Raw genomic sequence first — 15,869 nt, 5'->3', positions numbered from 1 at the left:
TTGAATACCTCCAGCTGCAGGCCACTAACCAGTTAAATTCAATTCACTGATGTTGCACTTGGAACTTGAGGCGGCCGTATTAAGGATGCATCGATACGCTTTTAAATACGGCTTTTCCAGAGTGCGTCCGCGCTTAGGTTTTTTTATGAGCTTTTGGCTGTTTTTTACCTGCGTTAGTTTGATTTTTTACTGGTTGGCTTTGTCTGTTGGTTTTGTTGCAATGGTATTCGACTTCAATCCATTGCTTTATTTATGAGGCTCAGTTAAATGGGGGGCAGAGTCGTTCATTCAGAGTCGTTGACTCTTGCTGCGTTTCGGGAGAACAAAAATCAATGACACTGACGCCGTTGGTCGCGAAGGGTGAAAACGTCAACGCCATGGACAGTCTTAACCGTTTAAATCGGCTGTTGGATGCTCGTGAACAGGGAGAGTTTAACCGCTTCATGCGTACCCTGCCCGTTGCTCAAGGCGCAAATTCTCCTGCTTCTGTGGCTTTGGCATGGACCCCGTCAGCTCCTCTGAACAAGCGAGAAACGTTGCTGGCGGCCCAACGCAGTGGTCAGTTTGATGGGCTTGCCTAGAGCTGAGAAGCTATCGCTTTCTTTAGAGTGGCGTATCCGATTGTATTGAACAGCGAAAGCTAGTGCCTGGTAGGTGTCTGCTCTTTTCAGGCTCGTCATTCCAGCGCCGGACGGTGTTCGCGCTCATCCACATAGACTCTTGATAGTTCGACCCGCGACGTACTCTTTGCGTGCCAGTGGCTGGGCCTTTCGGGTTTTCCACTGGCGATACAGGGTAGTAATTTTCGGAGTACCAATCGTTGACCCAGTCGGTGGCGTTGCCGGCCATGTCATACAAGCCAAGAGGCGTGGGCGTAAAGTGAGCGATAGGTAATTCGTCGGTAACCTCGTCCGCTGCGATATTGCGACCGTAACCGAGGCTGCCATTATCAGTAGGATACTGCACGTACTGCCCACGATTCCGTGCCGCGTATTCCCACTGAGCCTCAGAGGGAAGGTCTACAGGGTAGCGACTCAGTTCTCCAAGCCATAAGCAGTAATCTTTTGCCTCCTTCCAGTTTTTCGTCCATGCAGGTTTATCCGGATGAAAAAGTTCTTGAAGGTCTTCACGCTTCCGCAGCTCCGCATCAAACAACTCCAAACCGAGGGTGGTGCGAAACAGATCAAAATCTTCAAGCCGCGTCTGATATCGGGACAGGTGATAACTGCTCAAACGCACTTGATGCAGATAGTCATCATGCCGCTCTGGAGTAATCGGACATAACCGCTCCGGGTCCTGTCCATAGGGCCAGGTGCCCATATTCGCCGGGTCGTACTCACAGAGGGTGCCGAAGTCACCCATCTCGAATTCACCGCCTTCGATAAACACCATATCGTCCAGTGAGCGCACCACAGTAGCCAGGATTTGCTCACGCAAATCGCGCGACAGATCGGGAGAGTTGGTTTCGACGCGTTCAGCTATAGCTTTGACTTTGTCGGTGCTGAGTTTTTCGCTTTCGGGGAGCGGCTGAGGCTGAGCTTCGCAGCCGGTCAGTACGGCAAAAAAGGATACCGGCAGTAAAAGGCGGGCTTGCATGGACACATCCTTGTTTGTTGCAGGTCACGTTGAATTCAGGCGAATAAATCTAACAGGTGGTCGGCAAAAAAAGTCGGCCCTGTTCACGAATGACGGATATTCTGCGCCGTAGTCTTTCGTTGATGCTCACTGAATACGCAGACACAATTTAAAACCGTCGGAACCACTGTTCGGATACGCGGCCATAACAAGTACACCTATCCGAACAGGAGACATTTATGAGCAATTCACTGAGCGGCAAAAGCATTGCGTTTCTCGCCACTGATGGCGTGGAGCAGATCGAGCTGACGCGTCCCTGGCAAGACCTGAAAGGCGCGGGGGCTAGTGTGCATCTGGTGTCGCTTGAGAGTGGTGAGGTCAAGGGCTACAACCACCTGACCGAGGCGGATTCCTTTACCGTCGATAAAAGCGTGAAGGCGGTCTCGGCTAGTGATTACGACGGCCTGGTTCTGCCGGGTGGCGTAGCGAATCCGGATGCGCTGCGGATGGATGAAGATGCGGTTGCTTTTATCAAGTCGTTCTTTACCGCTGGCAAACCGGTCGCGGCTATCTGTCATGCACCCTGGACGTTGATCGAGGCGGGTGTAGTCAAGGGCCGTAAACTGACCTCCTGGCCCAGCCTGCAGACCGATATCGAGAACGCCGGCGGTCATTGGGTGGACCAGTCTGTGTGCGAAGACGGTGGGCTGATCACCAGTCGCAAGCCTGACGATCTGGATGATTTCTGCAGCAAGATGCTTGAAGTGTTTGCTGCCTGAGATGATCAGCGCTGCTGACAGGATTAATGACAACGCCCCACTAGCGGGGCGTTGTCATATGTGCCCATTGGCCGGGCGGCGGATTAGATAACATCTTCCATAAACTCCAGTGCCCCCTGCTGGCGAATTACCCGGCGGTGCTGCGCCCAGAGCTCGGCGACCTTGTCGCGGTTGAGTTGTTGGCGGTCGAGTAGCACGCGGGTGTTCAGCTCGCCCACGGCAACTTTGCTCGGCACCTTGCTGAACACAAACTGGTTGCTGACCAGTTCGAGGAAGGGGCCGGCCTTGCTGGTGGGCATGATGAAGGTGAGCTGCAGGCCGAGGGTTTCGGTCAGGTAGGCGATGACCTCGCGCGAACGGGTCTCGTCCATGTGCATGAAGGCTTCATCGACGATCACCATGCGTAGATGGCTGTCGCCTTCATTGAAGCGGAAGGCGCTGGTGACGGCGGCGGCGCGGATGATATAAGCCGGTGTTTCCAGTTGGCCACCGGAGCCGGTGCCGTATTCGCTGAGGCGAATCGGTTGCTTGCCGGCGGGGTGCTTGAGGATGTCGTAGCGGCGATAGCGGCGGTAGTCGCTGATGCGCTCCAGCTCGCGCAGGGCCTGCTGCTCGTCGCCATCGAGCAGCAGACTGAGCAGCTGATCGCGGATGCTGCTGGCCTTGTCGGACAGGCTGCTGTCGAACAGGCCGGCACCGTCACCCAGGTTTGGCGTCTGCATGATTTCCTTGAAGAAATCCCAATAGCCCTTGTACTCGGGCAGCCAGTCCCAGTCGAACTGGAAACGCTCGCGGTCGGCCCCAAACTGGTGGTGCTCCAGCTCCTGATTGAGGTTCTCCAGCACGCGGCGACCGTCGTTGATGGCCTGGTGAATCTCGTGGCACAGGTCGCTGACAAAGGTGGTGTTGAAGCTGTCGCGCAGGCTCGCAAGCTGTTCCTGCTTCTCTAGCAGCACGTTGTTGCGCAGGCGGTTGTGCAGGTTGTCGAGCTGCTGGTGTAGGCTGCCGACGTGGCTGAAGAACGCCAGGCTGTGCAGTTCTGCGGGCGTGTCTGCCATCAGCATATCGGCGGGTTGTGCTTGCAGGTTGTATTGCTCCAGCGCGCGCTGCAGTTCAATTGCCTGACGGTGCAGAAGGTCGGTCAGGGCAAGGCTGTCGGCGGCAAAATCGAACTGACCGCCGCTTTGCTGCAGCATGCTGTCGAGCTCTTCCAGCCTCGCTTGCGGGTCGAGCCCGGGCACCTTGGCGGCGGCTTCCAGCAAGGCCTGTTCGGCAGCGTCCTTGGCGCTCAGCAGCTGGTCGCTCTGGTCTGCAAAATGCTGAATGCGCTGTTCGCGGCCGCGCAGCTTTTCTTTCAATTCGCCGTGCTGCTCGCCCAGCACGTCGCGCTTTTGCTCCAGCTCGGCATGCCGCTGGCTGACGCGCTGTTGCTGATCTTCCAGGTCGCGGTGTTCGCCCAGGTCGAGGGTCGCCAGCTGTTGTTCCACTTCGTGCAGTTGCCGCTGGCTGTCGAGTAGGGCAGCGGCGCGGGCGGCGTAGTCCAGTGGTTGAATCTGGCCCAGCTGACGGGCCAGCTGTTGCAGTGCCTGGTGTTGCTGCTGCTGACTGTGGCGTTGCACGCTGAGCTGCTCCAGCGCGGCCTCTTGTGCTGCCAGGTTGCGCTCGCGCGCAGCGGCGCCGAAGACCAGTTGACTGTCGTCAATGTCACAACGGAAAAGGGCGTAATTGCCCGAGCCCATGCCTTCGCTGGTCACGCCACGGCGGGTATGGCGCAGGGCTTCTGCGTCGGCCACGCGGCTAACGCTGGCGTAGGAGGCGCGCAGATAATACTCGGCAATCTTGTGGCTGAAGCGCATGACCTTGAGGATGGAGTCCTCGGGCAGGCTGATACGTTCGGCATCCTGGCGTGCCTTGTGGCCCTGAATCACGCGGGCACGGTTACGCTCGCGGCTGTTCATCTGGCGCACGATACGGATGGCTTCGGCCTCGAACTCGGGCTCGACCAGAATCGCGTAGCGGCTGCCACCGATATAGCCTTCGATTGCCATCTGCCAATCGGGGTCGACGATTTCCACATGGTCACAGAGTACGCGAGGATCCGCCTGCGGGCAGCGCTGGCGGATGGCACGCAGCGCTTCCTCGACATACAGCGGGTAGCTGACGCGGCTGGCGTTCAGCGCGCTGATGCGCTGATTGGTCTGGTTTATCTGGCGTTCCAGCTGGCTGAGCTCGGCGGCGCTTTTTTGCTCAAGGCGATCCAGTTGCTGCAGCACAGTGACGCCTTCGGCGTCCTTTGTGCTGAGCAACTCGGCCAGCTGATTATGACTCGCCTGCTGGCTGCGGATGGCATCCAGGCCGGCGTCCAGCGGGGTAAGGTCAATCCAGTCGCGGGCCAGTAACTGGTTAAGCTCCGCTACCGGGGCCTGTTCTGCACTCATTACCGCCTGGCTGCGCTCACGCCAGCCCCGACTGGCCAGGGCCGGTAGCGAGAGGCTGAGACTATGCTGGCTGAGTAGCTGCTGGGTTGCGCGCAGGGCCTCGATATTGCGGTCACGTTGCTGCGCCTGGGTCAGCAGGGCAGGGACCGCGCCACGTAGCTGGTCGCTCAGTTGACTCTGACGCTGCTCCAGCTGGTCCTTGTTCTGCAGGGCGGGAATGCCCTGGCGGCGGGCTTCAAGCTGTACCAGCTCGGCATGGGCCTGCTTGATGCGCTCAGCGGTGAGCTTTTGCTCCTCGTTGATGCCCGTCAGCTCAACATTGAGCTGCTTCTGTTCTTCCTTGGCGGCCAAATAGCCCTGTTGATTCTTCTGCCAGCTATGCGCCGCCGCGGCGTAGGTGAGGCCGGTGCGTTCCAGCCAGGTCTGCTGGTAGCGCTCGGCCTGTTGGCTGGCGTGCGACAGTAGCTCGACCGCCGCGCGCACGCGGCCAGCTTCCTGCTCCATGCCGTGCACGGTGCGCAGCAGCTCGCGGATGCGTTTGATGGTATCGCCAAACTCGCGGGCTTCCAGTACTTCTTCGGCGACAAACTGATCAATGGATTTGACCGGCTTGTAGGCCATGAAATTGGCAAAGGTACGCGCGGCGTTCTTGGCTTCGCGCACCGAGACTGCGTCCGGGCGGCCGCGCAGCGCGCCGTACAGGCGAGCGAGATAGGCGCTCTTGCGCTCGTACACTTCGACTTGCTGTTTGCCGAACTGGCGGCGCAGCAGGTTAGGCAGCTCGGTGACGCTGACCGCGTGGCGGCCATCGTCGCGGTTTTGCACAAAGTGCGAGAGCGAGAGCATTTCGCCCGGGACTATCATCAGCAGCAGTTCGTCCTGGCGGGCCTGACGGCTGCTGCCGGCGGCGTCCAGATGGGCACGCACGCCGATGACGGCGGTAAAGGGATCGGCCGACTCGCCCTGGGTCGGGTGGAACACTCCGACGATGTAGCCGTCGGTGTCCCAAGGCCGCGCAAAGGCGCCGTCGTCGCAGCCCAACACATAGGAGGCGAGGGTGCGCACCTGCTTGCCGCCGCGCCCGCGCTGGGTGGTCTCATCCTGGCCGGGGTTGTAGTTGAACAGGTTGTCGTGGGCGGCGGTCATCAGCGTTTGCAGGGCGTCTGCGGCTGTGGTCTTGCCGGAGCCGTTGCCACCGGAGAACAGGTTGACCGGACCGTACTCGAGTTCCTCAACCGGCAGGTTGCCCCAGTTGACGGTGATTGAGCGTTTCAGATACATCAGTGGCTATCCTCGGCGGGCAGGTCGTCGTTGTCATCGGTCGGAGCGCTGGCCAGCTGAGCTAGCGCGCTGTCGGTCACCAGGCTGATGATGCCGGGACGGATGGTCAGCCAGGCTTCACCTTCATCCAGTGCCGCATCGCTCGGGCTGCGGATCAGCCGCAGTTGGCGCAGCCGACGCAGCAGTGCCTTGCGCTCACCCTGCTGCTCGGGCAGGGAGCGGCCGAGCAGGTTGCGGCAGCTCAGGTTGAGCGCCTCCAGTGACAGCATCACCTGGCCAAACTCATCGATCTGGCCTTCGCGCAACGCCTGGTCGTACTCGGCGCGCAGGACCAGAATCAGCGCCACTTCCTGCTGGCTGAGGCGTTCGCGCAGGCCGCTGCTGAAGCTGTCTTCGGTATCGGCCAGGCCGGGTACTTCGGCACCCGGCGGGAAGATGCGCAGCAGGTTGAAGCGTGGCTCGTGCAGCACGCGGATGCGCAGCACCGAGAGGTAGTCTTCCACCAGTTCACTGACCTGCAGGTAGCGATCATAGAGTTCGGCTTCGCGCTGGCTTTCGTCGCGGCACAGCACGCCGCGGTCGAGCAGGCGAATCATCAGCTCGGAAAAGGCTTCCGGGCTGAGGCCGCGTTCGTTGAGTTGGCTGTCCAGTGCGTCACGCATTGTCGTTGTGTTCCAGGTCGATGATGAAGCCATCGCGGCGGGAGAAATAGGTTTCATGGGTTACCGGCTCGCCGGTGGGCTCGATGCGCACCCGCAGGCCATGGCTGGCGTGATCCGCGCCGGCCAGCTCGATCAGGTGGCTGAGCGCCAGTAGGTCGCGCGCGTTATTGATCGGCAGGTCGCGGTTGTCGATGCGCTTGCCCGCGCCCAGCGCGCTGCGCAGATAGTCGCGCAGATGGCTGGCATTGATGGTGAAGGCCTTGTCGAGCAGCTGCTGCACGCCCAGCTCGCGCAGGGTCTCGTCGTCCGGGTGGTCCAGATCGCTCATCAGACTCTGCACCGGCGGGCGCTCGCGGCGCTCACGCAGCCGCACGCTGGCGGGGTCAACCAGGCCCAGGCGCACGCTGGCCATGGCCTCGCCCGCAGCCTCGAGCCGCGCCGCGCACTCGTCTGCCGGCAGGCTGGACAGCTCGCGACACAGGCCGACCACGTCGCTGTGCTTCTGGCTATGCAGATAGCTGAGCTGACGGATGATGATGTCGGCGCGCTGGGTAAAGCCCTGCAGCGTTTTACGCAGCGCCGGCAGCATGATGTCCGAGGCATTGCGCAGGCGGCTTTCGATGCCATCGAGCAGCTGCCAGAGCACCGAACTGTTGGCGTCGATCAGCAGGTCCGGCGCCAGACGGCGCAGGTCGCGCTCGGCCTGCGCCTTCCATTCGCGCGGCTTGCGGCGTATGCGCTCGATGCTGTCCTGAATGCGCTCGCGGTGCTTTTCTACGCTGTCGGCGGACAGGCGAATGGCCACGTCCGGTTGAAAGCGGCGCTCCATGAAGTCGAAGAACTGGTCGCTGGCCTGTTGCACCAGTTGCTGCGCCTCTACCTCGCGTACCAGCTCGCGCTTGCGCTCCTCCAGCTCGGCGATGATATCGGTGAAGTCGGCGATGATGCGTTCGGAGTACTCGTGGGCATCCAGCAGGTCGTAGACCTCGCCGTGATTGAGGAACGCCGACAGGGCGTTGAGTGTATTGCGCGTGTTGCGGTGGCGCGTGCGTACACTGCGGCCATCGGCTTCCACCAGCGGTTGGGTAAACAGCCGGCCCATGCGGCTGAACGGGTAGGTAGACTGGAAGGTAGCCTGGTCGACCTGGCGCTCCAGCCAGCCATGTTCCAGTAGGGCTGTGAGTACCCAGCCGGCCTGTTCGCGGTTGCTCTTGAAGCGGCCGCCGTCGTCGTCATCGCCCTCTAGCAGCGGCGCGCGTTCCAGGGCTTCGCAGAAAATATCCAGCACCTGCTCACGCTTGAGCGACTCGCCATAATCGGCGCGTGCGCTGTACAGCCGCTCGTGCAGCAGGCGCAGGCACTCGACTATCTGTTCGCGGTATTTGCTGGTGAGCGGGCGGAAGAAATGCAGGCGCTCGTCGGTGAAAAACATGCGGGAATCGAGTCCGGTCTGGGCAAAGGCGCATTATGCCTTAAACGCAGCGGCACGCCGCAAGGGACAAGCGACAAGCTGTGATCTGGTTGGAGGCAGAATAGTAAGACAGGGGTGGCGCGAGTAGGTGGATGGCCGCAGCCATCCACCAGGGCGGGCTGATGGAGGTCAGGCTAGAGTTGCGGCGCCCAGGAAAGCGAAAGACGGGCATTCAACTCCTCATTGCGGTAAGGGTTACCCGTGAAGTCGTTGGCCAAGGCATATTCTTTCTCGAGCACGTTGCCGATGCTTAGATCCCAGCGAGTGCTATCAGTCATGTGCCAGTTGCCGCGAACTTCTAGAGTACCGAACCCTGACAGCTCCTGGTTGTTGGCCGCGTCGTTGTAGCGAGTGCTGTTAGCTACAACGGTGAAACCTACGCCAAAGTCGCCGTATTGACGGTCAGTGTCGATGCTCAGCATGCGCTTTGGGCGGCGGGGTAGTTGCTTGCCAGTGTCGCGATCGCGCGGATCCAGCCAAGTGGCGGCTACCGCAGTTGTCCAGCCCAGTACGTCTCGTTCCGCAGTCAGTTCCAGCCCATTGATGCGCGCTTCAGCGATATTTTGTGGAGTGAAGGTTGCATCTGATTGAATCAGGTTCTCGATATCGGTGCGGTAGGCCGAAGCTTGCAGCAGTGTCGAGTCCAGCCGAGTCCGCCATTGCAGCTCATAGCTTTTTGAGCGCTCGGGCTCCAATGTTGGGTTAGCGTAACCGGGGTAATAAAGCTCGTTGAACGTTGGGGCGCGAAAACCTTCGCCGTAGGATGCAATAAGTTGCTGCTCGTAGGGCAAGGCAAAGATCAAGGCGCCATTGAAGCTGTCCTCTTCGCCAAACTGTTCATTGTCGTCATGACGCCAGCCAAGCTCGCTGCTGATGCTTTGTCCGTCAAAGCGATACTGAGCAAAAGCGGCTTGGTTGTATCGCTCGGTTTCATTAAAGGCGGTAGAGCTGTTCAGTTTGTCTTCGTACCAGTCGAGACCAGCCTGAAGGCTATGCTGATCATTGAAACGTAAGTGGTTGAGCCAGTTGGCAGAATCGCGGTAGGTGTTGAATACGCTATTACCAGTGGGAGACCAAGGGGTTGGGTCGAATAGGGTTTTGCGACGATCTTCGGCATGGCCTGCTTCAATGCGTGAGCGCCAGGTGTCGTTAATCTGCCATTGCAGGTGAGTGGCGACAGTGCTCAGCTGGAAGTCGTCTTCGGGGTTGCCGGATAGGTCGTATTCGGTATTGCCGCTTTGTTCAAGCAGCTGCACGCCTGCCTCCAGCGCATCCGTGAACTGGTGGTTCAAGCTGGCGCTGAATGCTCTGTTGCGATAACCGTCATCATCCATGTCATCACCAGTGCTGTTGGTGGTGCGGTTAATCCCATCTGTTTCATCCAGGCTGGCGCCCAGATTGATTCTGGTTTGGCCGTTCCCACCGGACAGCCCGACTTCACGGGTGAAAGTCTGGTTGCTGCCAACGCCAAACTTCACGCGCGGGTTAAGTCCCTCACTGCCTTGGCGGGTGAAAATCTGCACTACGCCGCCTATTGCGTCTGATCCGTAAATGGCAGAACGTGGACCGCGAACCACTTCGATACGCTCGATTTGGTCGACGCTTATGAATTCCAGGCTCGGTTGGCCTGCCGAAGCACTGCTGATGCGCTGCCCATCAATCATTACTAGGCTTTGTGCTGCGTTGGTGCCGCGCATTGAGATACTGCTCAAGCTACCGATGCCACCGTTGGTGGTTATCGAAATGCCAGGCACTCGACGCAGGAGATCGGTAACGCTGAAGGGTTGCAAACGCTCAATATCTTGGCGCGTGAATACGGTTGTAGCTGCAGTGGCCTGCTCGCGCGCTTCCACCTGCCGCGAGGCGGTCACTATGGTGTCGGGCAGGTCCAGAGCATCATTGGCCTGGGCAATGGTGCTGGCCAGCAGCGCGGGCAGTAGAAAGAGTGACTTGTTCATCCAGAATCCCCAAAAGTACGGCTTTTGAGGAGGGCGGGGAGTCAGGAGGGGTCCGGGCAGCGGACGACCACGCCGACCGGTGACGCCCTCCGCGACACCTCAGCAATAAAGTCGTGGCGCAGGGGCGCAGCAACTTAGCGCAGTGGGCCGGTCTCCGGGCTTGGAATCTGACTGCGGTCGCCTTCCCGTGCGGTGCACAGTGGCTTGATTGACAGCAGCTGCAGGCGGACCTGCGACTCCTTACCGTTGCGGGGGCAGCGTCGGACTTGAACCGACTTCCCGTTTCACCCGATCCGCGTGGCGGATCAGGCACCCAATGCGAGTACCAAGAATTGGAGCGGGACTCTAGGGCTTTCAGTCGGTGGGGTCAAGCCCTTGATCTGGCTCGGGGATGGTGCTCAGGCGGTGGTGGATGGCGGCTTCGATGCCGGCGGCATCTAGCCCGCACTCGGCCAGCATCTGTGCGGGTTTGGCGTGTTCGACAAAGAGGTCCGGCAGCCCCAGATTGAGCACTGGCGTAACTATCCCCTCGGCCAGCAGCCATTCGTTGACGGCGCTGCCGGCGCCGCCCATGACGGCATTCTCTTCCAGGGTAACCAGCAGCTTGTGGGTAGCGCTCAACTCGGCGATCAGGGCGGTATCCAGCGGTTTTACAAAGCGCATGTTGGCCACACTGGCATTCAACGCTTCGGCTGCCTTTAGGGCCTGCTGGTGCAGGGTGCCGAAGCAGAGAATGGCTACCTCTTGACCTTCACGGGTGACTACGCCCTTGCCAATGGGCAGGGTGTCGAGCGTCGGCTCGATGGGCGTACCTGGGCCGGTGCCGCGCGGGTAGCGCACGGCGGCGGGGCCGTCGTGCAAAAAACCGGTGGAGAGCATCTGCCGGGTTTCGTTTTCATCGGCGGGTGCCATGATGACCAGGTTGGGCAGACAGCGCAGGAACGAAAGGTCGAAACTACCGGCGTGGGTCGGGCCGTCTTCGCCCACCAGACCGGCGCGGTCGATGGCAAAGAGCACATCCAGATTCTGCACGGCGACATCGTGTACAACCTGATCGTAGGCGCGCTGCAGAAAGGTGGAGTAGATGGCGACCACGGGTTTGGCCCCTTCGCAAGCCATGCCGGCGGCCAGGGTAACCGCGTGCTGTTCGGCAATCGCCACATCAAAATAGCGGTTGGGGTACTGCTCGGCGAAGGCGATCAGGTCAGAGCCTTCTTTCATTGCCGGGGTAATGCCGACCAGGCGCGCATCCTGCGCGGCCATGTCGCACAACCATTGGCCAAAAATATTCGAAAACTTGGGTTTGCTGGCGCCGGTGGGCGCGGCGGGCTTGGGTTCCAGCTTGGTGATCGCGTGGTAGCCGATCGGGTCTGCCTCGGCCGGCGAGAAGCCTTTGCCCTTTTGCGTTACCACGTGGAGAAACTGCGGGCCCTTGAGCTCGCGCATGTTCTTCAGGGTTTTTACCAGTGCGGGCAGGTCATGGCCGTTGATCGGGCCAATGTAGTTCCAGCCGAGCTCTTCAAACAGGGTGCCGGGTACCAGCATGCCCTTGGCGTGCTCTTCGGTCTTGCGTGCCAGCTCCCAGGCCTGCGGCAGTTTGGACAGTACTTTCTTGCTGCCTTCGCGCATGTGCGAGTAGGTGCGGCTGGACAGGATCTTGGCCAGGTAGTTCGACAAGCCGCCAACGTTACGGGAGATCGACATATCGTTGTCGTTGAGCACGACCAGCATGTTGGCCTGGGCGTCGCTGGCATGGTTCAGCGCTTCGAAGGCCATGCCGGCGGTGAGGGCGCCGTCGCCGATGACCGCAACCGTGCGACGATCCAGCCCCTGCAGGTTGGCCGCAATGGCCATACCCAGCGCGGCGCTGATCGAGGTGCTGGAATGGCCAACGCCAAAAGTATCGTAGGGGCTTTCAACGCGGCGTGGAAAGGCGGCGAGGCCGTTCTTCTGGCGCAGGCTGGCCATTTGCTCGCGGCGCCCGGTGAGAATCTTGTGCGGATATGCCTGGTGGCCGACATCCCAGACCAGGCGGTCTTCCGGCGTGGCGTACACGTAGTGCAGCGCTATGGTCAGCTCGATGACCCCCAGGCCGGCACCAAAATGCCCGCCGGTCTGGCCCACGCTCCAGAGCAGAAACAACCGCAACTCATCGGCCAGTTCAGGCAGACGGCTTTCATCCAGATCACGCAGCTGCGCGGTGTCGTCAAGACTGTCCAGCAGCGGTGTGCTGGGGCGTTGGTGCGGTATTTCGTGAAAAGTGCTGGGCATCAAACAAGGCTCTGAATGCCATTGGGCATGGCAGGAAAACAAGTGCGCAGTTTAACCGATGCACCCCGATAGCCCAACAGTTGGCAGGGTCATTTAAAAACGGCGCTGCACTATATAGTCGGCGAGGTGCTGCAAATGGATGGCGGCGGCGCCCAGCGGCTGCAGTGCGGCCACGGCCTGGTCGCGTAGCTGTCCAGCCAACTGGTGTGCACCCTCGAGCCCCAGCAGTGCCGGGTAGGTGGGCTTGTCGCGAGCCATGTCGGCTCCCTGACGTTTGCCCAGCACGCTGGTCTCGCTCTCGATGTCGAGAATGTCGTCCTGCACTTGGAAGGCCAGACCAATGCAGTCGGCATACACGGCCAGCGTCTGCAATTGCTCGGCACTGGCGCGTTCGCTGGCCAGGGCACCCAGCTGAATGCTGGCGCTGATCAGCGCGCCGGTCTTGTGCCGGTGCATCAGCTCCAGCGTAGTCTGGTCGATCTTTTCGCCGACCGCGCCCAGATCGATGGCCTGACCGCCAACCATGCCTTGCGGGCCGGCGGCACGCGCCAGCGTCTGCACCATCTGCAAGCGGGTGGCCGGTTGCCAGTCACCGAGTGTGCTCAACCAGTCGAAGGCCAGTGCCTGCAGGGCGTCGCCGGCAAGAATGGCGGTGGCTTCGTCGAAGGCGCGGTGGCAGGTGGGCTGGCCACGGCGCAGGTCGTCATCGTCCATGGCCGGCAGATCGTCATGGATCAGTGAGTAAGCGTGCACCAACTCAACCGCCCCAGCCGCCGGATGGGCGGCGCTGGGGTCGCCACCCAGAGCTTCGCAGCTGGCATAGCACAGCAGTGGGCGTACACGCTTGCCACCGTTGACCACGCTGTAGCGCATGGCGGCATACAGGCGCTCAAGGCGAGGTTGAGGGGTATCCAGTTGGCTTAGCAGGAAGCTGTTGATACGCGTCTGACAGGCCTCAAGGTAGGCAGCAAACTCGCTCATTCAGCCGCGCCGTCGAAGGGTTCGGTGCTGAGTTCGCCGTTTTTCTCGACCAACTGCTGCACCTTCTGCTCGGCCTGACTCAGGGCCTGCTGGCAGTCGCGGGTGAGCACGACGCCCTGCTCGAAGGCGCTGAGGGAGTCCTCCAGGCTGAGCTCGCCGCTTTCCAGTCGCTCGACCAGCTGCTGCAGCTCGCCCAATGACTGTTCAAAGTCCACGGTGGTTTTTTTCCGGGCCATGCGCTACCTCGTCTGCGGCGTGGGTCAAACGGCTGAACATTACCCAAGGGTGGGGGTGCGGTCAATCGGCAGTGCTGTGCGCTGGGCTAGAAGTCCCCCCAGCGCTGCTGTGCCATGCTCAAGGCGACTACCGGAGCGGTCTCGGTGCGCAGCACGCGCGGGCCAAAGCGCGCGGCTACAAAACCGCTACCCTCTGCCAGGTGAATCTCGTCAGCGCTCAGGCCACCTTCGGGGCCAATCAGCAGGGCCAGCGAGCCGGGCTTGGGCAATTGGTCCAGATCCTGTTCGGTACGGTGGTGCAGTACCAGCTTGAGGTCAGATGTCAGTGTCGTCAGCCAATCGTGCAGACTGGTGGGTGAGTTGATCACCGGCACCACGCTGCGGCCGCACTGCTCGCAGGCGCTCACCGCCACCTGTTGCCAGTGTGCCTGGCGCTTGTCGGCGCGCTCACCCTGCAATTTGACCTCACAGCGCTCGGTGAAGAGCGGCGTAATCTCGTTGACACCCAGCTCCACGGCTTTCTGGATCGCCCAGTCCATACGCTCACCGCGCGACATGGCCTGCCCCAGGTGGCTTTGCAGCGGCGATTCGGGCATGCCTGCGACGGCTGGCTGCAGTTTTACCAGTACCTCGCGCTTGCCTGCGGCCATGACTTCGCCCGGCCACTCCTGGCCGCTGCCGTTGAATATCTGCACCTGTGCGCCCGGCCCCAGGCGCAGTACCCGGCCGATATAGTGGGCGACATCGCCGGTCAGCGTTTGCTCGCCTTCGCTCAGGGGGGTGTCGAGATAGAAGCGGGAGACGCGCACGGGCTTAGTCCCGCGTGGCCAGCTGGATGCCTTCCCAGGCCACACTGGCCAGATGGTCGATCTGGTCCGGGGTGATCACATAGGGCGGCATGAAATACACCACGCTGCCGAGCGGGCGCAACATGGCCTCGTTCTTCAGCGCGTGCTGATAAACGCGAATGCCGCGCCGCTCCTGCCAGGGATAGGCTTCCTTGGTGGCCTTGTTTTTGACCATCTCGATGGCCAGTACCATACCGGTCTGGCGCACCTCGGCCACATGCGGATGATCTGCAAAGTGCGCGGTGGCTTTGGCCATGTGCGCCGACAACGCCTTGTTGGCCTCGATCACGTTGTCGCGTTCCAGCAGGTCCAGGGTTGCCAGTGCTGCGGCGCAGGCCAGCGGGTTGCCGGTGTAGCTGTGCGAGTGCAGGAAGGCGCGCATGCTTTCGTAGTCGTCGTAGAAAGCCTGGTAGATCTTGTCGTTGGTCATGCACACGGCCATCGGCAGATAACCGGCGGTCAGTGCCTTGGACAGGCAAAGAAAGTCAGGTGCGATGTCGGCCTGCTCGCAGGCAAACAGACTGCCGGTGCGGCCGAAGCCGACTGCGATTTCATCGTGAATCAGGTGTACGCCGTAGCGGTCGCAAGCTTCGCGCAGCAGCTTGAGATACACCGGGTGATACATGCGCATGCCGCCGGCGCACTGAATCAATGGCTCGACGATGACGGCGGCGACTTCTTCGTGGTTCTGCTCCAGCGCGCGCTCCATGTGCGCGAACATCTTGCGGCTGTGCGCTTCCCAGCTTTCGCCTTCTTCACGGTCATAGCAGTCCGGCGAGGGCACGGTGATCACGTCCATCAGCAGCGGCTGGTAGGTTTCCTTGTACAGCGCCACGTCGCCGACGGCGAGGGCCGCCAAGGTCTCGCCGTGGTAGCTGTTGGACAGGGTGATGAAACGCTTTTTCTCGGGTTTGCCGATGTTGAGCCAGTAGTGGAAGCTCATCTTCAGCGCCACTTCGATGCAGGACGAACCGTTGTCGGCGTAGAAGCAGCGGGTCAGCGGGGCGGGTGTCATTTTTACCAGGCGTTCGGACAGTTCGATCACCGGCGGGTGGCTGAAGCCAGCCAGAATCACGTGCTCCAAGGTGTCGAGCTGATCCTTGATGCGCTGGTTTATATAGGGGTTGGCGTGGCCAAAGATGTTGACCCACCAGGAGCTGACCGCATCCATGTAGCGGTTGCCCTCGAAATCATGCAGCCAGATACCTTCGCCGCGCTGTACCGGAATCACCGGCATGTGTTCATGGTCTTTCATCTGGGTGCAGGGGTGCCAGAGCACCGAAATATCGCGTTGCATCCAATCGTTGTTCAAGCCCATGTTCACCTCATCTGTCAGAAACCGTGGTCGCTGGATTGTACATTAGGCGGG

At 60.7% G+C, this 15,869-nt stretch carries 12 protein-coding genes and 1 riboswitch; of the genes, 2 read left to right on the top strand and 10 right to left on the bottom strand.

All coding sequences use genetic code 11. The features are described from left to right. Positions 1-332: 332 nt before the first annotated feature. Positions 333-581, top strand: coding sequence for a hypothetical protein (locus V7747_RS18370; protein ID WP_335617441.1), 249 nt, complete (start codon positions 333-335; stop codon positions 579-581). A 22-nt stretch (positions 582-603) separates the two neighbouring features. Here V7747_RS18370 and V7747_RS18365 read toward each other — a convergent pair whose 3' ends face one another. Next, positions 604-1,596 (bottom strand): formylglycine-generating enzyme family protein, encoded by a 993-nt coding sequence (locus V7747_RS18365; RefSeq protein WP_335617440.1) that lies wholly within the window; start codon positions 1,594-1,596, stop codon positions 604-606. 218 nt (positions 1,597-1,814) lie between these two features. Between V7747_RS18365 and V7747_RS18360 the strand changes: the two genes are divergently transcribed. Further along, positions 1,815-2,354 (top strand): type 1 glutamine amidotransferase domain-containing protein, encoded by a 540-nt coding sequence (locus V7747_RS18360; protein ID WP_335617439.1) that lies wholly within the window; start codon positions 1,815-1,817, stop codon positions 2,352-2,354. A gap of 83 nt (positions 2,355-2,437) precedes the next feature. Here V7747_RS18360 and V7747_RS18355 read toward each other — a convergent pair whose 3' ends face one another. The 9 genes from V7747_RS18355 to V7747_RS18315 form a co-directional block, all read right to left on the bottom strand. Continuing rightward, complete coding sequence (locus V7747_RS18355) at positions 2,438-6,073, bottom strand: ATP-binding protein (protein WP_335617438.1); 3,636 nt, start codon at positions 6,071-6,073, stop codon at positions 2,438-2,440. Then, entirely contained in the window at positions 6,073-6,735 is a 663-nt protein-coding gene (locus tag V7747_RS18350) for a DUF4194 domain-containing protein (RefSeq protein WP_335617437.1), read from the bottom strand. Before V7747_RS18350 ends, V7747_RS18355 begins: the two co-directional genes overlap by 1 nt. Beyond that, positions 6,728-8,167 carry a Wadjet anti-phage system protein JetA family protein gene (locus tag V7747_RS18345; RefSeq protein ID WP_335617436.1) on the bottom strand — a complete coding sequence of 480 codons (1,440 nt, stop codon included), beginning with the start codon at positions 8,165-8,167 and terminating at the stop codon, positions 6,728-6,730. Before V7747_RS18345 ends, V7747_RS18350 begins: the two co-directional genes overlap by 8 nt. Positions 8,168-8,340: 173 nt before the next feature. Beyond that, positions 8,341-10,164, bottom strand: coding sequence for a TonB-dependent receptor domain-containing protein (locus V7747_RS18340; protein ID WP_335617435.1), 1,824 nt, complete (start codon positions 10,162-10,164; stop codon positions 8,341-8,343). 128 nt (positions 10,165-10,292) lie between these two features. Next, a riboswitch (cobalamin riboswitch) is annotated at positions 10,293-10,496 on the bottom strand. A 22-nt stretch (positions 10,497-10,518) separates the two neighbouring features. After that, complete coding sequence (gene dxs / locus V7747_RS18335) at positions 10,519-12,435, bottom strand: 1-deoxy-D-xylulose-5-phosphate synthase (protein WP_335617434.1); 1,917 nt, start codon at positions 12,433-12,435, stop codon at positions 10,519-10,521. Between the two features lie 93 nt (positions 12,436-12,528). Further along, on the bottom strand, positions 12,529-13,416 hold the full coding sequence (locus V7747_RS18330) for a polyprenyl synthetase family protein (RefSeq protein WP_335617433.1): 888 nt from the start codon (positions 13,414-13,416) through the stop codon (positions 12,529-12,531). Further along, positions 13,413-13,652, bottom strand: coding sequence for an exodeoxyribonuclease VII small subunit (locus V7747_RS18325; RefSeq protein WP_335617432.1), 240 nt, complete (start codon positions 13,650-13,652; stop codon positions 13,413-13,415). The genes V7747_RS18330 and V7747_RS18325 overlap by 4 nt, the downstream gene beginning before the upstream one ends. 86 nt (positions 13,653-13,738) lie before the next feature. Continuing rightward, positions 13,739-14,461, bottom strand: coding sequence for a 16S rRNA (uracil(1498)-N(3))-methyltransferase (locus V7747_RS18320; RefSeq protein ID WP_335617431.1), 723 nt, complete (start codon positions 14,459-14,461; stop codon positions 13,739-13,741). 4 nt (positions 14,462-14,465) lie between these two features. After that, positions 14,466-15,818, bottom strand: coding sequence for an adenosylmethionine--8-amino-7-oxononanoate transaminase (locus V7747_RS18315; RefSeq protein WP_335617430.1), 1,353 nt, complete (start codon positions 15,816-15,818; stop codon positions 14,466-14,468). Between the last annotated feature and the right edge of the window lie 51 nt (positions 15,819-15,869).

The organism is Halopseudomonas sp. (assembly GCF_036960865.1).
GTDB lineage: Bacteria > Pseudomonadota > Gammaproteobacteria > Pseudomonadales > Pseudomonadaceae > Halopseudomonas.
Note: the sequence above shows the minus strand (reverse complement) of the source record. Positions and strands in the feature narration are given on the sequence as shown.